This is a genomic window from Streptomyces sp. NPDC002004 (assembly GCF_053593975.1).
In genome coordinates this window covers 160,284-184,412 of the sequence record NZ_JBSFDP010000007.1, presented here as the reverse complement: position 1 = coordinate 184,412, position 24,129 = coordinate 160,284, and the positions used below count along the sequence as shown (strand labels likewise).

Sequence of the window (24,129 nt, the reverse complement as noted above, 5' to 3'; positions counted from 1 at the left end):
GAGGCAGAATCGGCCCGATGAGCACCTACCGCGATCTCGCACACCGTGGCTCCGCACGCGCCACCGTCCTGCGGACCGTGGGCACACGCGAGCGCCGATCGCACCTGACGGCGCCCCGCGTTCCCACGGTCGGCATCGACATCGGCGGTACGAAGGTGATGGCGGGCGTCGTCGATGCCGACGGGAACATCCTGGAGCGGCTCCGCACCGAGACCCCGGACAAGTCCAAGAGCCCCAAGGTCGTCGAGGACACCATCGTCGAGCTGGTGCTCGATCTGTCCGACCGGCACGACGTGCACGCGGTCGGCATCGGAGCGGCCGGCTGGGTCGACGCCGACCGCAACCGCGTCCTGTTCGCGCCCCACCTGTCGTGGCGCAACGAACCCCTGCGCGACCGCATCTCCAGCCGCCTCGCCGTCCCCGTCATGGTCGACAACGACGCCAACACCGCGGCCTGGGCGGAATGGCGCTTCGGCGCCGGCCGCGGCGAGGACCATCTCGTCATGATCACGCTCGGTACCGGCATCGGCGGCGCGATCCTCGAGGACGGTCAGGTCAAGCGCGGCAAATTCGGTGTCGCCGGTGAATTCGGACACATGCAGGTCGTCCCCGGCGGCCACCGCTGCCCGTGCGGCAACCGCGGCTGCTGGGAGCAGTACAGCTCCGGAAACGCCCTTGTCCGCGAGGCCCGCGAACTCGCCTCCGCGGACTCCCCGGTCGCGTACAACATCATCGAACGCGTCAAGGGCAACATCCCCGACATCACCGGCCCGCTCATCACCGAACTCGCCCGCGAGGGCGACGCGATGTGCATCGAACTGCTCCAGGACATCGGCCAGTGGCTCGGCGTCGGCATCGCCAATCTGGCCGCCGCCCTCGACCCCTCCTGCTTCGTGATCGGCGGCGGTGTCTCGGCCGCCGACGACCTCCTCATCGGCCCCGCGCGGGATGCCTTCCGCCGCCACCTCACCGGCCGCGGCTACCGCCCCGAGGCCCGCATCGCCCGCGCCCAGCTCGGACCCGAGGCCGGTATGGTCGGTGCGGCGGACCTGGCCCGCCTGGTCGCCCGGCGCTTCCGCCGGGCCAAGCGGCGCCGCGTAGAGCGGTACGAGCGCTATGCGCGCTACGCCGAGGCCCGCCGTACCTCCAGCTCCACCCAGGGAACCCCGTAGACATGGCAGCAGACACGCCCACCGTGCCCCGACAGGCGTCGCCCCCGGACGGGCCGCGGCGCCCCGTCGAGGACCGCCGCCACATGATCCGCCGCCGTGCGATCACGCTGCTGATCATCGTGCTGCTCATCGGCGTGCCCGCCGTGTATCTGCTGATATGCGCAGACCAGAGCCGGGACAGCGGCAAGGACAAGGAGGCGAAGTACTCCGCGACGGGCCTCTCCGTGGGCTGGCCGTCGAAGGTGCAGCGGCGCCTCTACGACGTGCCCGTCCCCGGCTACTCCGCGGGCGTCGCCTCCTACGAGACCAACAACTGGAAGACCAGCCGGCTCTACGTCCAGTTCGTCACCAACCCCGAGGGCCTCGACCGCTTCCTCACCCGGATCGGGACCAGCGTCGACGCGCTGCACGCCGACGACATCTCCATCAGCGCACGCAACCGGAAGATCGTCGGCTGGGACTTCACCGGTACCGGCCCCTGGTCCGGCCTGACCCATGCGCAGGCCGACCCGCAGCCCACCCTGAACATCGTCGTGAACCGCGCCAACCCCGCGCACCCCAAGGTGTACGTGGTGTCCACGACCACGCCCTGACCGACGGGTGCCCGGCCTCCGCGGGACCGGCGGCACGGCCCGTTGTCGGACCCCCCTCGTAGAGTCGAAAGGCGTCGATGCGACGAGGCCGAGGTGACGAGCGGGCGGAGGTGACGGGCCCATGACGGACGGCGAGGGGACACCCCTGCCTCCCGACGCCACCGCGCTCCTTCGGCTCGCCGCCGTGTTCCTGCCCGCCGAGCCGCCCCGCGCGGGCCGCATGGCCTTCTGGGACCCCCGGGGCGCCGAGCTGCCGCCCGCTCCGGGCGCGGGGGACACCCGGGAGCTCACGGTGGTGCGCCCCCGCGGCGACGGTGTACGCAGCGTGCCCGTGCCGGCACTGTCCCTGCCCATCGGCGACGCGCTGCCGCTGCTCGTGCGCGCCCGGCACGACCGGGCGGCCCACCCCGCCACGGCCTGCTGGGGCGCCGCCGCGCTGCACGCCCTCCGGCTCGTCGCGCGGGGCCGCCTGCTGCCCGGGCTCACCGCCGAGGGGTACGACGCCTGGCGCGCCGGCCCCCTGGAGGCCGACGACACCGCCCATCTGCGGGCCGTCGCCGCCGGACTGCCCCACGAGGGGCACGCGAGCCCGCTCCCCGGGCGGCGGCCGCTCGAGCTGCCCCAGCCCGAGGCCCTGGTCCGCGCGTTCCTCGACGCCGTCGCCGACACGCTGCCCCGCACCCCGGCGGCGCCCCACGCCGTCGGCGCACCGTTCGCCGCCCACGCCCCGCAGCGGATGCCCGGCGCGCGGGACTGGGCCGCCGAGGTCGCGGCGGGCATGGACGCGGGCGTCCGCATCTCGCTGCGCCTGGACCTGTCCGCCCACCGTCTCTTCGACGAGGCGGGCACGGGCAGGGACGCCGGCGCGGCCGTCGTCCAGGTGCACAGCCTCGCCGACCCCGCCCTCGTCGTCGACGTGGCGGAGCTGTGGGCGGCCGAAGCCGGCGTGCCCGCCGCGCCGTTCGGCCCCCGCGCCCGCATCGACGCCGCGCTCGCCGTCCGCCGCGCGGCCCGCGTCTGGCCCCCGCTCGACCGGCTCGCCGACCGTGACGCGCCCGACGTCCTGGCCCTCTCCGACGACGAACTCACGGACCTGCTGGGCCCGGCGGCGACCCGGCTCGGCGCCGCCGGTGTCGCCGTGCACTGGCCGCGCGACCTCGCCCACGACCTCGGCGCGACCGCCGTCGTCCGGCCCGCGCCCGGCTCGGCCACCGACGGCACCGCCTTCTTCGACGCATGGGGATCCCGCAGGGGAGAGGCCGCCGGCGGGGGAGAACTCCTGCAGTTCCGCTGGCAGATCGCGCTCGGCGGCGATCCGCTCACCGAAGCCGAGATGGACGTGCTCGCCGAGGCCCACCGCCCGGTCGTCCGGCTGCGCGACCGCTGGGTGCTCGTCGACCCGGCCCTCGTCCGCAAGGCCCGGCAGCGCGACCTCGGCCTGCTGGACCCGGTGGACGCGCTGGCCACCGTCCTCACCGGCACCGCCGAGATCGACGGCGAGACGGTCGACGCGGTCCCGGTGGGCGCGCTCGCCGCGCTCCGCGACCGGCTCACCGCGGGCCTCACCCCGGCCGAGCCGCCGCCCGGTCTGAACGCCCGGCTGCGGGACTACCAACTGCGCGGCCTGGCCTGGCTCGACCTCATGACATCCCTGGGTCTCGGCGGCTGCCTGGCGGACGACATGGGCCTGGGGAAGACGGTCACCGTCATCGCGCTGCACCTGCGGCGCGCCCGCACCGAGCCCACCCTGGTGGTCTGCCCCGCCTCGCTCCTCGGCAACTGGCAGCGGGAGATCACCCGTTTCGCGCCGGGCGTCCCCGTCCGCCGCTACCACGGCGCCGGGCGCACCCTCGACGGCATGGACACCGGCGGGTTCGTCCTCACCACCTACGGCACCATGCGGTCGGCGGCGCAGCAGCTCGCCGACCGGAAGTGGGGGATGGTCGTCGCCGACGAGGCACAGCACGTCAAGAACCCCTACTCGGCGACCGCGAGGGCGCTGCGCACCATCCCCGCCCCGGCCCGCGTCGCGCTCACCGGCACCCCCGTCGAGAACAACCTCTCCGAGCTGTGGGCGCTGCTCGACTGGACGACTCCCGGACTCCTGGGACCGCTCACGTCGTTCCGCGCCCGGCACGCGCGGGCCGTGGAGAGCGGAGTCGCCGACGGCCAGGACACCGGGGCGGCGGAGCGCCTGGCCCGGCTCGTCCGCCCCTTCCTCCTGCGCCGCAGGAAGTCGGACCCGGGCATCGTGCCCGAACTCCCGCCCAAGACGGAGACGGACCACCCGGTCTCGCTCACCCGCGAGCAGGCCTCGCTCTACGAGGCGGTGGTCCGCGAGTCGATGGCGGCGATCGAGGCCGCCGACGGCATCGGCCGCCGGGGCCTGGTCCTCAAGCTGCTCACGTCCCTGAAGCAGATCTGCAACCACCCGGCGCAGTACCTGAAGGAGCCGGTTCCGGAGCCGGACGCGGCGGCGCCGCACGGGGCGGGACCACTGGTGCAGCCCGGCCCGCCACCGTCCGGCGCCCACCGCCTCGCCGCCCGGTCCGGCAAGCTGACACTGCTCGACGAACTCCTGGAGACCATCCTCGCCGAGGACGGCTCGGCGCTGGTCTTCACGCAGTACGTGAGCATGGCCCGACTGATCGCCGCGCACCTCGCGGTACGCGGGGTCCCGGCGGGCCTCCTCCACGGCGGCACCCCGGTGCCGGAGCGCGAACGCCTGGTGGACCGCTTCCAGAGCGGGGGGACCCCGGTCCTGGTCCTCTCCCTCAAGGCGGCGGGGACCGGCCTCAACCTCACCCGCGCGGGGCATGTCATCCACGTCGACCGCTGGTGGAACCCCGCCGTCGAGGACCAGGCCACCGACCGCGCCCACCGCATCGGGCAGACCCAGCCGGTCCAGGTCCACCGCCTCATCACCGAGGGCACCGTGGAGGACCGCATCGCCGACCTCCTGCATGCCAAGCGCGCCCTGGCCGACGCGGTCCTCGCCACCGGTGAGACGTCGCTGACCGAACTGACGGACCGGGAACTCGCCGACCTGGTGTCCCTGAGGAGGCAGCCATGAGCGGCGCAGACGGCGGACAGGACGAGGCTCCCCGCCCGGCCGACGCCGTGCGCCGCGCCCTGAGGGACGCCCGCCGTGCCGGGAACCCACCGGAGACGGACCGCGACACGGCCGGTGCCGGCACCCCGGGCGTGACCGCCGGTCCGCAAACACCTGGCGTGACCACCGGTCCCGCCTCTGCGGGGGTGAGCGGGAGCGCCCTCGCCGCGGGGCAGGCCGAGGAGCGCGCGGACGAGAGCCGCCCCGGTGACGTGGCGCGCGAGGCACTCCGCGCGGCGCGCGCAGCCCGGCGTGCCGCGCAGGACCCCGACAGCCACTCCGACGTTCCCGCCGGCATGTCCGCCGAGGAGGACGTGCGGGCCCCGGCCGGCCCAGCCGGCACGTCCGAGGGGGCGCCGCGTCCTGGTGACATGGCGCGTGACGCGTTGCGTTCGGGGCGCGCAGCCGGGGGCGCCGCGCAGGGTCCCGATGCCCTGCCGGCCGAGCCCACCGACGGCGACGCGCGGGGTCCGGGCACGGGGGCCCACGTGCCGGCCGACGGCGGGCGGCCCGGCGACGTGGCGCGTAAGGCCCTGCGTTCGGCGCGGGGTGCGGAGGGTGCGGCGGATCCGGACACGTCCGCCGACGCGCACGCCGAGGGTGACGTGCCGGGCCGGGATGCCCGGGTGGACGCGTCCGCGGACGGCGGGCGGCCCGGTGACGTGGCGCGTGAGGCGTTGCGTTCGGCGCGTGCCGCCACGGCCGCCCCGGAGGGACGCGACGCGGGGCAGCGAGCAGCCGAGGGCGACCGGCGCGCGGCGGGCGACGGGGATCCGCCGCCCCGGGCCGGGCGGGCGCAGGGAAGCGCACCGGCCCCCCGTCCCGGGGATCCCGGCCGCGCGGACATCCACCACCGCACCGCCGCCACGGCCCCCGCACACCCCCGCGACGGCGGCGGCACCCGCCCGTTCGCCACCACGTGGTGGGGACGGGCCTGGGTGGCCGCGCTGGAGGACGGCGCCGTCGACGCGGCACGGCTCGCCCGGGGGCGGGCGTACGCGGAGGAAGGGCACGTCGGGACGGTCAGGGTGACGCCCGGGGAAGTACTGGCCTATGTGCAGGGGAGCAGGCCGCGCCCCTACCGGGTGCGGCTCGAGGTGCGCAGGTGGTCCCCGGACGCGTGGGAGCGTTTCCTGGACGCCGCTGCGGCGGCGCCGGGCCGGATCGCCGCCCTGCTGGAGAAGGAGCTGCCGCAGTCGGCGGCCGAGGACGGCGCGCTGCTGCCCGGCCCGGGCGAGCTCCGTACGGAGTGCGGATGCCCCGACGCCGGACGCCCCTGCAAGCACGCCGCGGCGCTCTGCTACGCGACGGCGCGGCTCCTCGACGAGGACCCGTTCCTGCTGCTGCTCCTGCGCGGGAGGGGCGAGCACGACGTCCTCGACGCCCTCGCGCAGCGCAATGCGGCACGCGCCGCCGCGTCGGCGCTGCCCGCCCCGCTCCCCGGCCTCCGCGCCCGCGACGCCGTCAGGCCACGGGCGCTGCCGCCCCTGCCCGCACCTCTCCCGCCGCCCCCGCACCCCGAGCAGCCCCCGGCCTGTCCCGCGGTGCCCGGAGGCCCGGACCCGTTCGCCCTCGACCAGCTGGCCACCGGCGCCGCAGCCCGCGCCCACACGCTGCTCACCCGGGGCCGTGACCCCCTGGCGGGGCTGACGCTGTGGCAGGACGCCGTACGCCTCGCCGCGGCCCATCCGGGCTCCGGCCTGACCGCCGCGACCCGCGCGCTCTACGCCTCCCTCGCCGAGGCGACCGGACGCACCGCCGCCGACCTCGCCCGCGCCGTCGCCGCCTGGCGCCAGGGCGGCGAAGCCGCTCTGACCGTGCTCGAAGAGCCCTGGGACCCGCCCGCCGGGCGTTTCGACCGTGCCCGCCCGGCGCTTCTCGCCGCCGACTTCCCGCCCTTCCGGCCCCGGCACAACCAGCTCACGCACCCGGACGGTCACCTGCAGCTCCGCCTGGGCCGCGACGGCCTCTGGTACGCGTACGAGTCGGAGCCCGGCCACGACGACTGGTGGCCGCGGGGGACACCCGACCTCGATCCGGTCGGCGCGCTCACCGGCCTCGGTCTCGGTTCCGGGAGCGGCGAGCGCGGCGGCACCCCGGCGCGGGACTGACCGGACGCGCCGGGCGCACGCTCCTGTGCCCTGGCGCACGCCCACGCGGCCGGGAGCATCGGGGCGAGCCCCTCGCAACCCAGTGCATCAGTCCGCGCGGACAGGTCCGCACCCCCTCGCGGCCCCCGCGCAAACCCCTCGTGGATCTTGGCGGCCGGCCGTTCGAGACTGTCCGCGCGAGCATCCCGCAAAGCTCCGTATGAGCCGCTCGCGCCCTGTCTGCACGGGTTTCTCGCGGTACTTGCACACGATCCCCGCCACCCTCGCCCCACCGTGTGGGACACGCTCTCGGGAGGGCGGTGCCGCGCGGATCCGCGGGCCCGCCGAAGGGGACCCGTTGCATCACCAGGGAGCGCCGATGGATAGCGTGGAGCGAGTGAGTGAGACGAAGACCCCTGCCCTCCAGTACCGCTTCGACGGCCCGGAAGACGCCCCGGTCCTCATCCTCGGCCCCTCGCTCGGCACCACCTGGCACATGTGGGACCGGCAGGTCCCCGAGTTGTCCCGGCAGTGGCGAGTGCTCCGGTTCGATCTGCCGGGCCACGGGGGTGCCCCGGCCCATCCGGTGGGGTCCGTGGGGGAGCTGGCGGAGCGGCTGCTCGGCACGCTCGACGCGCTGGGCGTGCAGCGTTTCGGATACGCGGGCTGCGCACTGGGCGGCGCCATCGGCGCCGAGCTGGCGCTTCGCCATCCCGAACGCGTGGCCTCGCTGGTGCTGATCGCCGCGTCGCCGAGGTTCGGCACGGCCGACGAATTCCGTCAGCGCGGAGTGATCGTGCGCACCAACGGCCTCGACCCGATCGCCCGCACGTCTCCGGAGCGCTGGTTCACACCGGGCTTCGCCGCCGCCCAGCCGGCGATCACCGAGTGGGCCGTACAGATGGTGCGCACCACCGATCCGGGCTGCTACATCGCCGCGTGCGAGGCGCTGGCCTCCTTCGACGTCCGCCCCGAGCTCGGCCGGATCGGCGTCCCCACGCTCGTCCTCGTCGGCTCCGAGGACCAGGTGACCGGTCCGGCCGAGGCGCGCACGCTCGTCGCCGGCATCCCCGACGCCCGCCTCGCCGTGGTGCCCGGCGCCTCCCATCTGGCGCCCGTCGAGCAGCCCGCCGCCGTCACCGACCTGCTCGTACGCCACTTCGGCACCGCCTGGCAGGCGGCCGCCGACACGACGGTCCAGGCCGCCATCCAGGCGCCCCCCGTCAAGCCGGTGCTCGCGCCGCCGCCGGTCGCTCCTCTCGGGGAGATCGCGGCCGCGGTCGTCCAGCCTGCCGCGGACGGGCGGCCGGACCCGTACGAGACGGGGCTCAAGGTGCGCCGCGAGGTGCTCGGCGACGCGCACGTCGACCAGGCGCTGACGGAGGCCGACGAATTCTCCGGCGACTTCCAGGAACTGATCACCCGTTACGCCTGGGGCGAGGTGTGGAGCCGCCCCGGCCTCGACCGCCGCGCCCGCAGCTGCGTCACGCTCACCGCGCTCGTCGCGGGCGGCCATCTCGGCGAGCTGGCCTTCCACACCCGGGCCGCCCTGCGCAACGGACTCACCCCGGACGAGATCAAGGAAGTGCTGCTGCAGGCCGCCGTCTACTGCGGTGTGCCCGCCGCCAACTCGGCGTTCCGCGTGGCACAGCAGGTCATCCGCGAGGAGACCACGCCGCGCGGATAGCCCGCCCGGCGACGCGGTCGACCCCGGGTGCGCGCCCCCGGGGCGGAGGGTGGGGCCCGGGGAGCAGGATGTGCCGTATGAAGCTCACCAAGAAGAGTCATTCGTGCATCCGTCTCGAGAAGGACGGCCGCACCCTCGCCATCGACCCCGGCGGCTTCAGCGAGGAGAACGCGGCCGTCGGCGCGGACGCGATCCTCGTCACCCACGAGCACGCCGACCACTTCGACGAGGGGCGGCTGCGGGCCGCCATGGAAGCGAACCCGGGCGCCGAGATCTGGACCCTGCGCTCCGTCGCGGACCAGATCTCGGCGGCGTTCCCCGGCCGGGTGCACACGGTCGGCAACGGTGACACGTTCACGGCGGCCGGCTTCGACGTGCAGGTGCACGGCGAGCTGCACGCCGTGATCCACCCGGACATCCCCCGCATCACCAACGTCGGCTACCTGGTGGAGAGCTCGGTCTTCCACCCCGGCGACGCGCTCACCGTCCCCGGCCACCCCGTCGAGACGCTGATGCTCCCGGTGCACGCCCCCTGGAACAAGATCTCCGAGGTCATCGACTACGTCCGTGAGGTCAAGCCGCAGCGCGCGTACGACATTCACGACGCGCTCCTGACCGACCTCGCCCGCCCGATCTACGACCGCCAGATCGGGGCGCTCGGCGGTGCCGAGCACCTGCGGCTGACGCCGGGCGGCTCCGCGGAGGTGTGAGGCGCCCGCTCCCCGGGGAGGCGGTGCGCTGTCGGTGGCGCCGGGTAGGTTGGTGCCCATGCGCATCGCCACCTGGAACGTGAACTCGATCACCGCCCGTCTCCCGCGGCTGCTCGCCTGGCTGGAGAGCAGCGGGACGGACGTGCTGTGCATCCAGGAGACCAAGACCACCGAGGCGGGCTTCCCCGCGGACGAGCTGCGCGAGCTGGGGTACGAGTCGGCGGTCCACGCCACGGGCCGGTGGAACGGCGTGGCGCTGGTCTCCCGGGTCGGCCTGGAGGACGTGGTCAGGGGCCTGCCCGGAGACCCCGGGTTCGAGGGCGTCGAGGAGCCCCGCGCGCTCTCGGCGACCTGCGGCCCGGTCCGGGTCTGGTCGGTGTACGTGCCGAACGGCCGAGAGGTGGAGCACGCGCACTACGCGTACAAGCTCCAGTGGTTCGAGGCCCTGCGGGCGGCGGTGGCGGGCGACGCCCAGGGCAGCCGGCCGTTCGCGGTGATGGGCGACTACAACGTGGCGCCGACCGACGACGACGTCTGGGACATCGCCGCGTTCGACGGTGCCACGCATGTGACTCCCGCCGAGCGCGCCGCCCTCGCCTCCCTCCGCGAGGCCGGCCTCTCCGACGTGGTCCCGCGCCCCCTCAAGTACGACCACCCGTTCACGTACTGGGACTACCGCCAGCTCTGCTTCCCGAAGAACCGGGGCATGCGCATCGACCTCGTCTACGGCAACCAGGCCTTCTCCAAGGCGGTCTCCGACGCCTACGTGGACCGTGAGGAGCGCAAGGGCAAGGGCGCGAGCGACCACGCGCCCGTCGTGGTGGATCTCGACGTCTAGGACCTGTCCCTCGGATCACGCCGGGCTCGCGGAGCGGGTGCGGCCTGATCCGAAGGGCTCAGGCGGCCGCGCCCTCCGGCAGGAGGGACAGTAGCTGCCGGGTGTGGCCGGGCAGCTCCACGTCCGCCAGGCCCGTGACGAGATCCCTCAGCGGGACGAGGCCGTCGACCAGGACGGCGCCCTTGGACAGGAGCAGGGTGGGCACGGGCGTGTCCAGTTCTGCCTCGCTCAGCACGGGCCCGACCAGGGCACAGAGCGCGTCCCCCTGGCGGCGGACGCGGTCCCGGAGCCCTGCGGTGCCGCCCGCGCGCTCGATGACGCGTGCGATGGTCCAGGGGTCGAGCGCCATGCGGTTGTCGTACGTCGTGTGCGCCGCCGAGGTCACGGCCGAGACGGCGGAGAGGGTGGCGGCACCGACGACCGTGACGTGCGCCAGGATCTCGTCGGCGTTCCATTCGCCGGGCGGCGGGACGGGGTTCGTGCCGCCGGAGCCCGCCACGGTGGCTGCGGCGTCCAGCAGCGCCCGGTAGGCATCCCGAAGCGCGGTGGTGTCCATGGAAGTCTCCTGCTGTATGTGAGGCGGGCGCGGAGTGGAACGGGGTGCGCACCGGGAGGACCCGTGACGGCCGGTGTCTCAGCCGTGCGTGCGGGTCATCTCCCACGGCGCCTGCGGGAGGACCTCGCCGGTTTCGAGCAGCGACTTGAGGTTCGCCAGCACGGCCGGCCAGCCCTGCGAAATGCCGCCGAGCATCTCCTGGTTGGGGAGGTTCTCGTGGGTCACGGTGAGCCGGACGATGTCCTGGTGCGGTTCGACGAGGAAGGTGACCACCGACGCTTCCCGCGGTGTCCCGGCGTCGGGGGCGTCGTCGAAGGTGATGACCAGGCGGGTCGGGGGCTCGGTCTCGATCACCCGGCCGACGACGTCGACGACGCCCGATCCGTCGACGCGGCGGTGCTCCCATGCGGAGCCGGGCTGCCAGTCCGAGACGTTGGCGTGCCCCCAGTAGCGCGCCGTCAGGTCCGCGTCGGTCAGGGCCTGCCACACCTGTTCCGCGCTCGCGCGGATGTAGGTGACATAGACATAGGTCGGTACGGGCGTTGTTTCGTCGGTCATGGCGTATTCCTCTGCCTGGTTCCTGATGGCGCTGATCGCTTGCAGGCGGGGCCTGTCGAACCCCGAGATCCACCGCTCCTCGATCTCGTGGATCGGCACCGGATTGAGGTAGTGCAGCCGTTCCCGTCCACGCCGCACGACGGTGACGAGGCCGGCCCGCTCGAGGATGTCGAGGTGCTGTGTCGCCGACTGGCGCGCCATGGCCAGGCGCTCGCACAGCTCCCGCAGCGTCTGGCCGTTGTGCTCGCGCAGACGGTCGAGCAGGAGTCGTCGCGTGGGGTCGGCCAGCGCCTTGAACACCGAGTCCATCGCTGTTGCTTCGAGGCTCACTTCTCGATTATGCAGGTATTCACCTGCATATTGTCAACGGCGACTGCCGCACCTACCGCACTCGGAGGCCCACCGCCCCGCCCCTACAGCACCCGGAGGTCCACCGACCCGGCCAGCGCTGCAAGCCCCGAGTCGCCGGGATGCAGGTGGTCCCCGCTGTCGTAGGCGGGCAGCAGGCGCGCCGGATGCCCGGGATCCCGCAGCACCGCGTCGAAGTCGAGCACCGCGTCGAAACCGGTGCCGCCCGCGCGCAGCCAGGCGTTGACGCCCCGGCGCTGCGCATCGGCGGCGGGCGTGCACAGCGCCTCGCCCTCGCAGGGGGCGATGGTCGCCGCGACGGCACGCAGGCCGCGGGCGTGGGCGCGCGCGGCGATCTCGCGGAGCCCGGCGACGACGGACTCCGCGCCGGCACCCCACCGCACGTCGTTGACGCCCTGGAAGACCACCACGGTCCGGGCGGACGTCTGGGCCAGTACGTCGCGGTCCAGCCGGTGCAGCGCGCTGACCCCGCCGGTGTCGGTGGAGACGCCGTCGCCCGGGTAGCGGTCGGCGACGACGCGGTTCGCGGAGATGCCCTGGTTGAGGACGCCGTAGTGCGGTACCTCGTCCTGGTCGAGCAGCCGCCCCGCCAGCACATCGGGCCACCGGCGGTCGGCGCCCTCGGTCGACCTCACCCCGTCGGTGATCGAGTCACCGAGGAACACCACGGAGCCGGGCCCGCCGCCCACATCGACCCCGGTGAGCAACGGCCAGGCCGTGATCGTCGAGGTGTACGCCGCCGGGGAGCCCTCCGCCGTGTGGTCGCCCGGCACGCTCACGTACGAGCGCTGGAGGGCCTGGCTGTGCAGGGGCGCCGCCGTGACGGTGCCCGGCAGATGGAGGCTCACCAGGAGATCGGTCCGCGCGGGCACGGCGAAGCGCAGCGGATCGCTGAAGGCCTGGGTCCCTGCCGGGATCTCGGTGCCCCGGGCGCCCCGGAACGACAGCGGCACCGGAATGCCCCGCGCCCCGGCCCCGGCCTGCCGCACCGCCACGGTGGCGCCGGCCACCCGCACGGGCCCCGACGCGAAGGTGTTGTCCAGACGGATCCGGATCCGCGAGCCACCCGCCGACGTGTGCACCACGAGCCGCAGCGTCCGGTCCGACCAGGGCCCCACGGGTGCGTATCCCGAGGTGGACGCCGACCAGCTGCCCGTCCACCCCCCGGCGGCGGCCCGCACCGCCAGCGCGAACACATGCAGGTCCGGACCGCCGGGCCGCGCCCGGGGCAGCTCGACCGACGCGACCTCGCGCCCGTGCGCGAGCGGCACGGTGACGACGTACAGCCGTGCCTGCTCGGCGAGTTGGCCGCCGGGCGTGTTGACGTGGGGGAGTGCCACGGCCTTGGTCGCGAGCGGGCCGGTGCGCCAGTCGGGCGCGGTCAGCCGGTACGTCCCGCGCGAGCCGTCACGGTAACGGACGGTGCCGAGGCCCCCGGCGCCCGTGGAGCCGCGCCACGGGGCCCGGGCGGACCCGTACCCCGAGTCCCCGGCGGACCGGCCGCCCCCGGCGCCCCCGGCGGACCCGCTCCCCGAGCGGTCGCCGTTCGTCCCCGTGACCAGGAACGCCAGCGCGTCCCCGTGCCCGCGCACCCGCACCCGCTGGCCGTCGGCGCGGACGTTGTCCGGCTCGCCCGGCGCACGCCGTGGCCAGGCCAGGCGCGCCCCCTCCACGGTCAGCGCGCGGCCGGGCGTCCAGCCGGCGGCCTTGAGGTCCTGGGCCGACAGGGAGCGCCCGGAACCGTCGACGTCCGCCGCACCGGGGCGTGCGTCGTCGCTGACCGCGCGGTTGTCGAAGAGCCGCTCCAGCGGCAGCGGCCTGCCCGCCGACGGCGTACGCGGCGCATCCCGCCGCGGCGCCGCCCGTACGTGCGACACCCCCCGCGCCGGCGCCACCGCCGACGCCTCCCGCGCCGATACCCCTTGCGTCGACGCCGGCGTGACCGGCACCCGCGACGGCGCCGCCGCGCGCGCCGTGGCCACCGGCACCGACGCCGCCAGCAGAGCCAGCACCACCGACGGACCCCAGACGCGTCCGCGCACGGCGATCCCTCCCTCGCAGACGAGGTGACAGATGCGCCCCGAAGCTAGAGAGGGGTCAGGGACGCGTCAACGCCATCCGTGGGAAGTCGGCCGGAACACCGCCCGGACGGCCGCTTCCGCGCGGTCCGTGCCGCCCCGCGCGCCTGTGGTGCGGCAGGGGGTCTCAGTGCCACGCTGGGTGGTATGAACGTCCCTTTCATCCCCTTCCTCGGTAAATGGAGCAAGCCGCTGCTGGGGAGGTGGCGCAAGCGGCACGGTGCGGCCTTCGGGGTGGCGGTCTTCCCCGGCGGCGGAAACGATCCCGAGGGGGTGGCCGAACTGCTCTCCGAGTGCGAGCTGCTCCGCTCCCAGGCGCAGCTGGCGGGCGTCGAACTCGACGACTCCGCGGCCTCGTTGGAGGCTCTGGACCAACTCGTCCCGCGGTGGCGCGAGGACGAGGAGATCCTGCCGTGGCTGGGCAACGACGCGGGGCTCTACCTGGGCACGGTGATCGTGCGGACCGTTCCGGGGGCGGAGTGGGAGGTCTGGTCGAACGGCCGGCCCACGGTGCGGCTGCCGTCCGGGCGCGAGGTCGACGTCGTGGTCGCCGGACACGGCTGGGCGTCGAACGGTGTGCCCGAACTGTCGCAGTTGTACGCGGAAGTATCGGAGGTATAAGGCACAATACGGTTACTTGCAGTAAGTGCGTGTCGTCCGTTAAGTCCCGTTTTGCGATGGGTAGTTTGCGCGGACCGACACCGCTGAGAGTGGGTAGGGCTGGCATGGCCGTCGATCCGTTGGTCGAGCTGCGCGACGTGAACAAGTACTACGGACAGTTGCATGTCCTCCAGGACATCGACCTCACCGTGGGCAGGGGGGAAGTGGTCGTCGTCATCGGCCCCTCGGGCTCGGGCAAGTCCACGCTCTGCCGAACGGTCAACCGGCTCGAGACGATCCAGTCCGGCACGATCCTCGTCGACGGCCGGCCGCTGCCGCAGGAGGGCAAGGAGCTGGCGGCACTGCGCTCCGACGTCGGGATGGTCTTCCAGTCCTTCAACCTGTTCGCCCACAAGACCGCCCAGCAGAACGTCTCGCTGGCGCCGATGAAGGTCCGCCGCCACAAGAGGGACGAGGCCGACCGGCGCTCGCTCGAACTCCTCGACCGCGTCGGCCTCGCCACGCAGGCCGGGAAGTACCCGGCGCAGCTCTCCGGGGGCCAGCAGCAGCGCGTGGCCATCGCCCGGGCCCTGGCGATGGACCCGAAGGTGATGCTCTTCGACGAGCCCACCTCGGCCCTCGACCCCGAAATGATCAACGAGGTGCTCGAGGTCATGCGGCAACTCGCACGGGACGGGATGACGATGATCGTCGTGACTCACGAGATGGGGTTCGCGCGCTCCGCAGCCAATCGTGTGATCTTCATGGACGCGGGGTGCATCGTCGAGGACCGGACCCCCGAGCAGTTCTTCACCCACCCCGAGACCGAACGCGCCAGGGACTTCCTCTCCAAGATCCTCAAGCACTGACGGGGAGGCCTCCGTGAGCACACCGATCACGTCCCGCACGGCGCGCGGCGTCCTGGCACTCGCGCTCGCCCTGGTCCTCGCGGCCTGCGGCAAGGAGGGCAGCCCGCCGTTCAAGGGCCCCGACATCGAGAAGCTTCCGCACTACCAGGTCGCCCAGGGCGTCCAGCTGCCCCAGTCGCCCATCTGGCAGAAGGCCAGGAAGCGCGGCTACTTCGTCGTGGGTGTCAAGGAGGACCAGCCGTACCTGGGCGAGAAGAACCCCGCGACCGGCACCTATGCCGGCTTCGACATCGAGATCGCCCGCATGATGTCGGCGTCCCTGGGACTCGACCCCGACAGGATCCGCTTCAAGACGATCGCGTCCGCCAACCGCGAGACGGCCCTGCAGAACGGCCAGATCGACTACTACGTCGGCACCTACACCATCAACGACAAGCGCAAGCAGCTCGTCGGCTTCGCCGGCCCGTACTACATGGCGGGCCAGAGCCTGCTGGTGCGCAAGGACGAGAAGGACATCAAGGGCCCGCAGGACCTGGCCGGCAAACGCGTCTGCTCCGCCGCGGGGTCCACCCCCTACCAGCGCATCCAGCAGGACTATCCCAAGGCGATCCCGGTCGCGTACGACACGTACTCCGTGTGCGTCGACAACCTGCTGACCTATCAGGTGGACGCGGTCACCACGGACGACGCCATCCTCACGGGGTACGCGGCCAAGGCGCCCGGTGAACTCAAGGTGGTGGGCAAGCCGTTCTCCAAGGAGCCCTACGGCATCGGCGTACCCAAGAAGGACAACGCGCTCCGCTTCGCCCTCGACGACGCCCTGGAGGCGGATGAGAAGAACGGCGAATGGAAGAAGGCGTACGAGGCGACGCTCGGCCTGTCCGGTGTCCCGGCCCCCACGCCGCCGCCCATCGACCGCTACCCGGCCACCTGAGAAAGCCATTTGTGAACGTACTCATCAACAACTGGTCCACCTATGTCGCGGGCTTCCTCGGCACCGTCCAACTGACCGTCTACTCCTCGATCCTGGCTCTCGTCCTCGGCTTCGTCATGGCCTCGTTCCGGGTGGCGCCCGTGAGGTCCCTCCGGGTCTTCGGCACGGTCTGGGTGAACGTGCTGCGGAACACCCCGCTCACCCTGCTGTTCTTCGCGGTTCTCCTCGGACTGCCGCGCTTCGGTCTCGTGCTGCCCTTCCAGGTGTTCGCGATCCTCGCACTCGGCTGCTACACCTCCGCGTTCATCTGCGAGGCGGTGCGCTCCGGCATCAACACCGTGCCCATGGGGCAGGGCGAGGCCGCCCGCAGTCTCGGCATGACCTTCCGGCAGACCCTGTCCCTGGTGGTGCTGCCCCAGGCGTTCCGCTCGGTGATCGCGCCCGTCGGCTCCACGCTCATCGCGCTCGCCAAGAACTCGGCGATCGCGGGCGCCTTCAGCGTCACCGAACTCCTCGGCACCTACAAGGTCCTCAGCGAGCTCGGCTACAACATCATCTGGACCTTCGTCTGGATCGCCGTCGGCTATCTGATCATCACGCTGGCCATCAGTGCCGTGTTCAATCTGATGGAGAAGCGCTGGGGAGTCGCCCGGTGACCGCCACCCAGCAGGCCTCCGCCCTCTACGACGTCCCCGGGCCCAGGACCGTCAGGCGTCACAGGCTCTACGGTGTCGCGTCGGCCGTCGTGCTCCTCGGGCTGGTCGCCTGGATCGTGTATCTGCTCTTCGCGACCAACCAGTTCACCACGACCAAATGGACCCCCTTCGCGTACAAGGGCGTCCAGGAGCTGCTGCTGCGCGGGCTGGGCAACACGCTCAAGGCCTTCGGGCTCGCCGCGGTGCTCTCCCTGGCCATCGGCGTGGTACTCGCCACCGGCAGGCTCTCCGAACACCGGTCGCTGCGCTGGCTGTCCACGCTGCTCGTGGAGTTCTTCCGCGCCATGCCCGTCCTGGTGATGATCTTCTTCATCTTCGTGGCGCTGAAGGCGCCGCCGCTGACCGCGCTCGTCTCCGGGCTGGCGCTCTACAACGGCTCGGTGCTCGCCGAGGTGTTCCGCTCCGGTATCAACTCCGTCGAACGCGGCCAGCACGAGGCCGCGTACGCCCTCGGGCTGCGCAAGACCCAGGTCATGGTGCACGTCCTCGCACCCCAGGCGGGGCGGGCCATGCTGCCCGCCATCATCAGTCAGCTGGTGGTGGCCCTGAAGGACACGTCGCTGGGCTATCTGATCACCTATGAGGAGTTCCTCCACGCCGGAAAACTGATCGCGTCGAACCTCGACTACGATTTGCCTTTCATCCCCGTGGTGATGGTGATCTCGCCGATCTACATCGGGATGTGCATGCTGCTCTCCTGGTTCGCCCACTGGGTGGCCAAGCGCGAGCGGCGCAGTTACAAGACGAAGGCCGCGGAAGTCGCTCCGGCCGAACCAGGGACGCTGCTGCCGGGTGTGCAGTAGCTCGCAGAGGGCTTCAGCCCGCCCGGCAGCAGCCGGAGATCACTGCTCGCGCAGCGGTACCGACAGGTACGAGGGGTCGGTACGCGGCGAGGAGAAGGTCAGCTGCGCGCCGGACGGGTTGTGCTCGATGTAGAGCGGGTCGACCGTGTCGACGACCAGGGCGAGCCGGTGCCCCGCAGGCACGTCGTAGGCCGTGGAGAACAGCTCCAGGTCGACGCCGAACGGTTCGCCGGGCGTCTTTCCGTAGAAGGTGTACGGCGCGTTGCTGACCAGCTTGCCGAGGCCGAGCGGCCCCACGTCGTACAGGTACGCGACGAGGGTGCCGCTCTCCTTGGTCGGGGTCACCGTGGTGTGCAGCTTCGCCGTCCCGCGCACCTGCTGCGCCGTGGCGTACCGCTCCGACTGCCACACCGCCGCCCACCGGCGCGGCAGCAGCGGAATCGACGCCATCGGCGGCAGCTTCAGGAACTGGTCCAGCGTGCTCGACAGCATCACGATGCCGCCGTCGGCGCCCGAGTCGACGTTCGCGTGGATGGTCGCGGAGTCGTCGAGGGCCAGCTTCTCCTGCGTCGTGCCGATGGACTTCCAGTCGGGATACGACTCGTAGGCGCCGGTGGACCGCGACTTGATCCGCACCGGCTGCTCACGGTCGACGCCGTTGTCCTCGCCCTTGAGGTAGTGGTCGAACCAGCGCCCCGTGTCCGTCCACACGTCGTTGGGCAGCCCGAAGAGTCCGGTCGCCTCGGCCGTGGCGTGGTCGCCGGGCCGCAGCTCCAGGCGCTTGGGACCGGTGAGCTTCTCGAAGAAGGACGCGTACTGGTTGGGCGGGAAGATGGTGTCGCCCCAGGCGTTGGCCAGCATCACGGCCGCGCCGTTGTGGTTGATCTCGTCGACGTAGGTCGCCGGGGAGCGCTTCCTGCCCCAGGCGATCATGTCCTGCTCCTTGTCCATGTTGGAGCTGAAGAAGTCGTTGAAGGTCTGCTGGACTTCGGGGCTCGGGCGGCCGGTGAGATAGCCGGCCCCGTCGAGCAGCGCGGCGGCCTGGAGGTGCTGGGTACGGCCGCTGTAGATCGAGTCGATGAGGTCGCCCCAGCCACTGAGTGCGGCGACCGCCTTGACGCGCTTGTCGTGCGCGGCCGCGAGCAGGCTGATGCCGGCCCCGTACGACACCCCGGCCATGCCCACCTTGCCCGGATCGGCCGGGGTGTTGTCGAGCGCCCAGTCGATGACCTTCGAGGCGTCGGCGACGTCCTGCGGCCCGGCGACCTCGATCTCCCCGCCGGACTGCCAGAACCCGCGCACGTTGTAACTGACGACCACATAGCCCGCGTCGGCGAGCTTCTGTGCCTGGGCCAGGTACTCGACCTGCGGCAGTCCCCAGCTGGTGGGCAGCACGATCACCGGGTAGCGGTGGGAGCCGTCGGCGTCGGAGGGCGTGACCACGTTGGCCTTGAGGACGGTGCCGCCGTCGCCGCTGATGTCGACGAACCGCGGCCCGGAGGCGGCAGTCCGGGACAGCGGCGTCGCCTGCGCCACTGGGGCGAGTCCGAGGCCGACTCCTGCAAGAAGGGCCGCCGAGACGGCACCGACGGTGGTCGTACGCAAAGCCCTGCGCGGGTTTCCCATGAGTCGCTCCCCCTGACTCGTGCCAGTGCAAAGTGACCCGACGGTAACCGGGCGGTCTTACCGTAGGTAACCCATCGGTAAGTTACGTACAAGTAACGATTGTTGAAGCGCCGAAAATCCAGACGGCAACAGGATCAGGACGTCGCGCGATGCGAAGCCGGCGCGGGTGCGGGCAGGGCGGTCTGCGCCGCACGGGTCACATCGGCGGCCAGCTCCACGACATCCGGCCCGTACGCCTGCGAGTTGACCACCTTCAGCAGCAGTACGAAGGTGTTGCCGCCGTACTTACGGGCCAGTCGTTCATGGTGCCGGGCCACATAGCGTGTCGCCGCCTGATTGGTGATCGCGCGCTGCCCGCAGAACAGGAACACCGGCCGGGCGCCCCGCCCCTGCCCGGCCGTCAGCCGCGCCAGGATCACGTACTCCGTCGTGCCGCCCTCCATCCGGTACCGCTCGCCGCCGATCTGGAACGCGCCCTGGTCCGGCCCCGGTTCCGCATCCGTGTTGACCCGGACGCCGGGCAGCAGCGAGTGGAGGTGGGCCGCCATACGGCGGTTGGACACCGGACCCCCCACACAGAACTCCGTGCGCTCACCGAAACCCAGCTGCGCCTGGTCGTGCGCGATCACCTGGGCGTTCGCCCGGCAGTCCTTGATCAGGGCGGACAGCTCCAGCAGGGCGAACACGTCGTGCCGCATCACCGCGAGCTCCCGCCCGCCCGCCTCGCGGTTCACCACGAGCAGCGACTCGGCGTTGTCTGGAAGCCCGAAGAACGCCTGCTTGCGGCGGAGTTTCCGCTTCCACAGATAGGTACGGCCGACCCAGCCCAGTGCGGCACTGACAGCGGCCGCGACCACACCGAGGACGATGTTGCGCACGTCGTCATTCATGGGCGCGCATGGTAGCGGGCGTGCGCACGGGGGTTCGAGGGGGTCCTGACGGGGAGGCGGGTGCGAGGTTACGCTGCGCGCCAGGCCGTCGACCGGAGGTACGCATGCGTCGATCTGTCACGCGGAATCTGTCCATCCTGGCGGTCGCCGCCGCCGTGGCGTCGGTCGGCGCGGCGCCTCCGACGGCCCATCGGCCGGACACCCCGGAGAAGACGCCCGTGGCCGTCGGCTACGGCGGTGCGGTGGCCAGCGTGGACGCGGACGCGTCGGCGGCCGGCATCGAGGTGCTGAGACACGGGGGCAACGCGGTCGACGCGGCGGTCGCCACCGCCGCCGCGCTCGGGGTCACCGAGCCGTACTCCTCCGGTGTCGGCGGCGGCGGCTACTTCGTGTACTACGACGCCGGGTCCCGGACCGTGCACACCATCGACGGCCGCGAGACCGCGCCGCACACCGCCGACTCCGGGCTCTTCCTGGAGAACGGCAAGCCCCTGCCCTTCGACGCGGCCGTCACCAGCGGCCTGAGCGTCGGCACCCCCGGCACGCCCGCCACCTGGCAGACGGCACTCGACTCCTGGGGCAGCCGGCACCTGGGCACGGTGCTGAAGCCTGCCGAGCAGCTGGCCCGCGACGGCTTCACCGTCGACGACACCTTCCGCTCGCAGACCCAGCAGAACCAGGCACGGTTCAAGGACTTCCCCGACACGGCCGGGCTGTTCCTGCCCGGTGGTGCGCTGCCGGTGGTCGGCTCCACCTTCAAGAACCCCGATCTCGCGAGCACCTACGAGGAACTGGGCCGCAAGGGCGTGGGCGCCCTCTACAAGGGCGACCTCGCCCGCGACGTCGTCCGCACCGTCAACCGGCCGCCCGTCGACCCGGCGTCGGGCCGCGTCGCCCGCCCCGGCAAGCTCACCCTGGAGGACCTCTCGTCCTACCGGGCCAAGCGCCAGGCCCCGTCCGAGACGACCTACCGGGGGCTGGACGTCTACTCCATCGCCCCCTCGTCGTCCGGCGGCACGACGGTCGGCGAAGCCCTCAACATCCTTGAGCGGAGCGACCTTTCGAAGGCGAGCGAGGCCCAGTACCTCCACCGCTTCATCGAGGCCTCCCGGATCGCCTTCGCGGACCGGGGCCGCTGGGTGGGCGACCCGTCCTTCGAGGACGTCCCCACGAAGGAACTGCTCTCGCAGCGCTACGCCGACTCCCGGGCCTGCCTGATCAAGGACGACGCGGTGCTGCACAGCCCGCTGGCACCGGGCGACCCGCGCCACCCGGCCGCGTGCGCCCCCGGGGGCAAGGCGGCACCCACGACGTACGAGGGCGAGAACACCACCCATCTCACCGTCGCCGACAAGTGGGGCAACGTCGTCTCCTACACCCTCACCATCGAGCAGACCGGCGGCAGCGCCATCACCGTCCCGGGCCGTGGCTTCCTGCTCAACAACGAGCTGACCGATTTCTCCTTCGCGCCCGCGGACCCCGCCGTCCACGACCCCAACCTGCCCGGGCCGGGCAAGCGCCCCCGCTCCTCCATCTCCCCGACGATCGTGCTCGACCGGCACGGCAGGCCCGTCGTCGCCCTCGGCTCGCCCGGCGGCGCCACCATCATCACGACCGTGCTCCAGACCCTCACCGAGTTCCTCGACCGGGGTCTTCCGCTCGTCGACGCGATCGCCGCGCCGCGCGCCAGCCAGCGCAACCAGGCGACGACCGAACTGGAGCCGGCCCTCTGGGACAACCCCCTGCGGGCCCGGCTGGAGTCGATCGGCCACTCCTTCAGGCAGAACCCCGAGATCGGTGCCGCCACCGGTGTCCAGCGCCTTCCCGACGGCCGCTGGCTCGCGGCCGCGGAGAAGGTCCGCAGGGGCGGAGGGTCCGCGATGGTGGTGTGGCCGAACTGAGTCCGGCGCCCGTCCCGAGGGCGGGGCGGGACCGTTCGGATGGCCGTGCGCCGACCGGGGCGACGGGCTGTGCGCGCCGCCGCCGACCGCCACGGCCGGCGCGGCGTGCCCCGCTCGCCCGCGGCGCGGAAGGGCTGCAAAAGGCGCACGGCGGGATCCGCTGCGCCCCCCGTGACTACGCGGGGCGCATCTCCGCGCCCCCCGGCGCGCGCACAGCCGACGTGCCTCCGGACGGAGTCCGACGCCGCCGGGTCGAAAACTCCGCGTAGCCCGTTCGTAACACTGCGGGTGTTGGCTGACGGATCGCAGGGCTCCATTCGTACGGGGGCGGGCAGCGATGGCAGTAGATCAACTCCCTGACCAAATAGGGGAGTTCGCGGTGTACCTGGGTGAGTTGATGGCACGCCTGGACCAGGCCGACGGGTGGTGCGGGGTGTTCTGGCAGCGCGATCCCGATGGGATGCGGGCCTGTCTGGACGCCCGCGAAGTGCCGCCCTGGGACGTCGTCGAGGCGCTGCTGCAGGACCTCGCAGCGGAGCGGGGCGCCGCGGTGGCCGCGCGCGAGCGTGGCCGCGCGCGTGCCCTGCACTCCGCCGCGCTCACCGCGTACGACGCCCGTCCCGGCGGACGCAACGTACTCGGCGACCGGCTCGACGTGATGCTCCGGGAGCAGCGCTACGCGGCCGAGCGGCAGACCGAACTGGCCCGGCTCCTGGCCGTCGCGGCCACGCCGAAGGAGGCCGAGACCATCCGGCTCGACCTCGCCTGGGCGCGCGACGACCAGGACCGGGCGACCGCCCGCTGTACCGAGATCCGGCACCGGATGGCCGAGCTGGACCGGCGGGAACGCTACGGTCGCGACGGCCCGGGGCGGTGGGACGCGACGGCCGGCCCGACCGCTGCGACATCCCCCGCGCCCCAGGGTGCCGGGCAGCCGGGAACCGGGAGCCCCGCCTCGCCGCACGCCTTCGCGGACCCGGGACCTGAGGGCGGGGCCGGGCACACCGGGCCCGGCGACGATCCGCCGCGCCCCGGGCCGCAGGACGAGCCCGCGCGCCGGCGCCCCAAGCGCCGCCCGAGGGGCGCCCGGTTCGCCGGGATCGAGGACGACGGGGGCGCCGCCGTCGTACCGGAGCTGCCCGGGGCGGATGCCGCGCCCGGAGCCCCCGTCCCCGACGAGGCGCCCCGGGGAGCACGGTTCGCGGCCGCAGCCTCCGGCGACGCGCCCCGCGGGGCACGCTTCGGAGGCGCCCGGCGGTCCCGCTCCCGGGGCGGGCGGCCCGCCGAGGACGTCCAGCGCCCCGATCCCGACGCCCGGCAGGCGGTCGGCGACCTGGTCTCCGACCTCGTACGGCTGCGCGCCGAGGGCCGCAGCGGCGAGGCGCACGGGCTGCTCGTCGAGGCCGTGCACTGGCCGGCCCCCCGCTTCCCGCTCCTCGCCGCCGAACTCCGCGACGCGGGACTCGGCGCCGACTGGGCCGCCCTGCTGTGGGAGGCCGCGTCGCTGCCCGTCGGCCGGCTCGTCGGCGCCGCCGATGCGCTGGGCGCGGCAGGGCGGGGCGCCGACGGTGCGCAGGTGCTGCGCCAGGGGGTGGCGCGGCCCGCGCAGGAGATCGGCGACGGGTTGCTCGGGCTGCTCGACGAGGGCCGGGAGCGCGAGGTGCGGATCCTGCTCGACGCGTACGTCCGGGTGCGCACGCCCGAGGAGGCGGCCCGCAGTGCGCACAGCGACCCGGACCGCCTCATCCCGCTCCTTCTGGAGGCGGCCACCGGCGTCTCCGACGAACGCCACTGGGACATGGTCCACGCCCTCCGGGTCAACGGCCTGCACCCGTAGGGGGAGCCCGGCCGACCGGCCCGTCGGGCCCGTCGGGTCCCTCCGGCCTTGGCGGCAGGGGCCGTTGGCGTCCGGCCGGCTCCGGCCCGGAACCCCGGGCGAGGCCCCGGGCGTGGAGCCCGTGGTCTCGCGACGGGGCGGGGCGGGGGAGCACCCGTGCCTCCGTGCCGGCCCCGCACGCCACCCGCTG

General features: G+C 73.2%; 19 protein-coding genes. 14 read left to right on the top strand and 5 right to left on the bottom strand.

What is annotated here, in order from left to right:
• Positions 1 to 17: 17 nt before the first annotated feature.
• The 7 genes from ACWCP6_RS14410 (at position 18) to ACWCP6_RS14380 (ending at position 10,202) form a co-directional block, all read left to right on the top strand.
• Positions 18 to 1,172: an ROK family glucokinase gene (locus tag ACWCP6_RS14410; RefSeq protein ID WP_450932722.1), complete on the top strand. Its 1,155-nt coding sequence runs from the start codon at positions 18 to 20 to the stop codon at positions 1,170 to 1,172.
• Between the two features lie 2 nt (positions 1,173 to 1,174).
• Positions 1,175 to 1,765, top strand: a complete 591-nt coding sequence (locus tag ACWCP6_RS14405) for a sugar kinase (RefSeq protein WP_450932721.1) — start codon at positions 1,175 to 1,177, stop codon at positions 1,763 to 1,765.
• A gap of 121 nt (positions 1,766 to 1,886) precedes the next feature.
• The gene (locus tag ACWCP6_RS14400; RefSeq protein ID WP_450932720.1) at positions 1,887 to 4,838 is read left to right on the top strand and encodes an SNF2-related protein; all 2,952 of its coding nucleotides are present in this window, start codon (positions 1,887 to 1,889) and stop codon (positions 4,836 to 4,838) included.
• On the top strand, positions 4,835 to 6,988 hold the full coding sequence (locus ACWCP6_RS14395; RefSeq protein ID WP_450932719.1) for an SWIM zinc finger family protein: 2,154 nt from the start codon (positions 4,835 to 4,837) through the stop codon (positions 6,986 to 6,988). The genes ACWCP6_RS14400 and ACWCP6_RS14395 overlap by 4 nt, the downstream gene beginning before the upstream one ends.
• A gap of 376 nt (positions 6,989 to 7,364) precedes the next feature.
• The gene (pcaDC, locus tag ACWCP6_RS14390) at positions 7,365 to 8,654 is read left to right on the top strand and encodes a bifunctional 3-oxoadipate enol-lactonase/4-carboxymuconolactone decarboxylase PcaDC (RefSeq protein ID WP_450932718.1); all 1,290 of its coding nucleotides are present in this window, start codon (positions 7,365 to 7,367) and stop codon (positions 8,652 to 8,654) included.
• Positions 8,655 to 8,731: 77 nt separating this feature from the next.
• Positions 8,732 to 9,364, top strand: a complete 633-nt coding sequence (locus ACWCP6_RS14385; protein WP_450932717.1) for an MBL fold metallo-hydrolase — start codon at positions 8,732 to 8,734, stop codon at positions 9,362 to 9,364.
• 58 nt (positions 9,365 to 9,422) lie between these two features.
• A complete protein-coding gene (locus ACWCP6_RS14380) occupies positions 9,423 to 10,202 on the top strand; it encodes an exodeoxyribonuclease III (protein WP_450932716.1) in 780 nt (259 codons plus the stop codon).
• A 58-nt stretch (positions 10,203 to 10,260) separates the two neighbouring features.
• On the opposite strand, the gene ACWCP6_RS14375 is transcribed toward ACWCP6_RS14380, so the two are convergent.
• From ACWCP6_RS14375 to ACWCP6_RS14365, 3 genes are all read right to left on the bottom strand, one after another.
• On the bottom strand, positions 10,261 to 10,758 hold the full coding sequence (locus ACWCP6_RS14375) for a hypothetical protein (RefSeq protein ID WP_450932715.1): 498 nt from the start codon (positions 10,756 to 10,758) through the stop codon (positions 10,261 to 10,263).
• 78 nt (positions 10,759 to 10,836) lie between these two features.
• Complete coding sequence (locus ACWCP6_RS14370) at positions 10,837 to 11,625, bottom strand: ArsR/SmtB family transcription factor (RefSeq protein WP_450932824.1); 789 nt, start codon at positions 11,623 to 11,625, stop codon at positions 10,837 to 10,839.
• Positions 11,626 to 11,729: 104 nt separating this feature from the next.
• A complete protein-coding gene (locus ACWCP6_RS14365; protein ID WP_450932823.1) occupies positions 11,730 to 13,562 on the bottom strand; it encodes an SGNH/GDSL hydrolase family protein in 1,833 nt (610 codons plus the stop codon).
• A 348-nt stretch (positions 13,563 to 13,910) separates the two neighbouring features.
• Here ACWCP6_RS14365 and ACWCP6_RS14360 point away from each other — a divergent pair, with 348 nt between their 5' ends.
• From ACWCP6_RS14360 to ACWCP6_RS14340, 5 genes are all read left to right on the top strand, one after another.
• Positions 13,911 to 14,384: a DUF6278 family protein gene (locus ACWCP6_RS14360; protein ID WP_450932714.1), complete on the top strand. Its 474-nt coding sequence runs from the start codon at positions 13,911 to 13,913 to the stop codon at positions 14,382 to 14,384.
• Positions 14,385 to 14,488: 104 nt separating this feature from the next.
• Positions 14,489 to 15,232: an amino acid ABC transporter ATP-binding protein gene (locus ACWCP6_RS14355; protein WP_450932713.1), complete on the top strand. Its 744-nt coding sequence runs from the start codon at positions 14,489 to 14,491 to the stop codon at positions 15,230 to 15,232.
• A gap of 13 nt (positions 15,233 to 15,245) precedes the next feature.
• Positions 15,246 to 16,166, top strand: a complete 921-nt coding sequence (locus ACWCP6_RS14350; protein ID WP_450932712.1) for a glutamate ABC transporter substrate-binding protein — start codon at positions 15,246 to 15,248, stop codon at positions 16,164 to 16,166.
• Between the two features lie 11 nt (positions 16,167 to 16,177).
• Positions 16,178 to 16,822 carry an amino acid ABC transporter permease gene (locus tag ACWCP6_RS14345; protein WP_450932711.1) on the top strand — a complete coding sequence of 215 codons (645 nt, stop codon included), beginning with the start codon at positions 16,178 to 16,180 and terminating at the stop codon, positions 16,820 to 16,822.
• Positions 16,819 to 17,685, top strand: a complete 867-nt coding sequence (locus tag ACWCP6_RS14340; RefSeq protein ID WP_450932710.1) for an amino acid ABC transporter permease — start codon at positions 16,819 to 16,821, stop codon at positions 17,683 to 17,685. The genes ACWCP6_RS14345 and ACWCP6_RS14340 overlap by 4 nt, the downstream gene beginning before the upstream one ends.
• Before the next feature lie 39 nt (positions 17,686 to 17,724).
• Here ACWCP6_RS14340 and ACWCP6_RS14335 read toward each other — a convergent pair whose 3' ends face one another.
• Together ACWCP6_RS14335 and ACWCP6_RS14330 are read right to left on the bottom strand one after the other, a co-directional pair.
• Entirely contained in the window at positions 17,725 to 19,311 is a 1,587-nt protein-coding gene (locus tag ACWCP6_RS14335) for a CocE/NonD family hydrolase (protein ID WP_450932709.1), read from the bottom strand.
• 134 nt (positions 19,312 to 19,445) lie between these two features.
• Positions 19,446 to 20,201, bottom strand: a complete 756-nt coding sequence (locus ACWCP6_RS14330) for a hypothetical protein (protein WP_450932708.1) — start codon at positions 20,199 to 20,201, stop codon at positions 19,446 to 19,448.
• 104 nt (positions 20,202 to 20,305) lie between these two features.
• On the opposite strand from ACWCP6_RS14330, the gene ggt reads away from it, so the two are divergent.
• Complete coding sequence (gene ggt / locus ACWCP6_RS14325) at positions 20,306 to 22,102, top strand: gamma-glutamyltransferase (RefSeq protein ID WP_450932707.1); 1,797 nt, start codon at positions 20,306 to 20,308, stop codon at positions 22,100 to 22,102.
• Between the two features lie 337 nt (positions 22,103 to 22,439).
• A complete protein-coding gene (locus tag ACWCP6_RS14320; RefSeq protein WP_450932706.1) occupies positions 22,440 to 23,939 on the top strand; it encodes a hypothetical protein in 1,500 nt (499 codons plus the stop codon).
• Positions 23,940 to 24,129 lie beyond the last annotated feature (190 nt).

What these genes read in the sequence shown, in the direction of transcription:
- ACWCP6_RS14410 (WP_450932722.1), top strand. Translation starts at nt 18, where the DNA reads ATGAGCACCTACCGCGATCTCGCACACCGTGGCTCCGCACGCGCCACC.
- ACWCP6_RS14405 (WP_450932721.1), top strand. Translation starts at nt 1,175, where the DNA reads ATGGCAGCAGACACGCCCACCGTGCCCCGACAGGCGTCGCCCCCGGAC.
- ACWCP6_RS14400 (WP_450932720.1), top strand. Translation starts at nt 1,887, where the DNA reads ATGACGGACGGCGAGGGGACACCCCTGCCTCCCGACGCCACCGCGCTC.
- ACWCP6_RS14395 (WP_450932719.1), top strand. Translation starts at nt 4,835, where the DNA reads ATGAGCGGCGCAGACGGCGGACAGGACGAGGCTCCCCGCCCGGCCGAC.
- ACWCP6_RS14385 (WP_450932717.1), top strand. Translation starts at nt 8,732, where the DNA reads ATGAAGCTCACCAAGAAGAGTCATTCGTGCATCCGTCTCGAGAAGGAC.
- ACWCP6_RS14380 (WP_450932716.1), top strand. Translation starts at nt 9,423, where the DNA reads ATGCGCATCGCCACCTGGAACGTGAACTCGATCACCGCCCGTCTCCCG.
- ACWCP6_RS14375 (WP_450932715.1), bottom strand. Translation starts at nt 10,758, where the DNA reads ATGGACACCACCGCGCTTCGGGATGCCTACCGGGCGCTGCTGGACGCC.
- ACWCP6_RS14370 (WP_450932824.1), bottom strand. Translation starts at nt 11,625, where the DNA reads ATGGACTCGGTGTTCAAGGCGCTGGCCGACCCCACGCGACGACTCCTG.
- ACWCP6_RS14360 (WP_450932714.1), top strand. Translation starts at nt 13,911, where the DNA reads ATGAACGTCCCTTTCATCCCCTTCCTCGGTAAATGGAGCAAGCCGCTG.
- ACWCP6_RS14355 (WP_450932713.1), top strand. Translation starts at nt 14,489, where the DNA reads ATGGCCGTCGATCCGTTGGTCGAGCTGCGCGACGTGAACAAGTACTAC.
- ACWCP6_RS14335 (WP_450932709.1), bottom strand. Translation starts at nt 19,311, where the DNA reads ATGGGAAACCCGCGCAGGGCTTTGCGTACGACCACCGTCGGTGCCGTC.
- ACWCP6_RS14330 (WP_450932708.1), bottom strand. Translation starts at nt 20,201, where the DNA reads ATGAATGACGACGTGCGCAACATCGTCCTCGGTGTGGTCGCGGCCGCT.
- ggt (WP_450932707.1), top strand. Translation starts at nt 20,306, where the DNA reads ATGCGTCGATCTGTCACGCGGAATCTGTCCATCCTGGCGGTCGCCGCC.
- ACWCP6_RS14320 (WP_450932706.1), top strand. Translation starts at nt 22,440, where the DNA reads ATGGCAGTAGATCAACTCCCTGACCAAATAGGGGAGTTCGCGGTGTAC.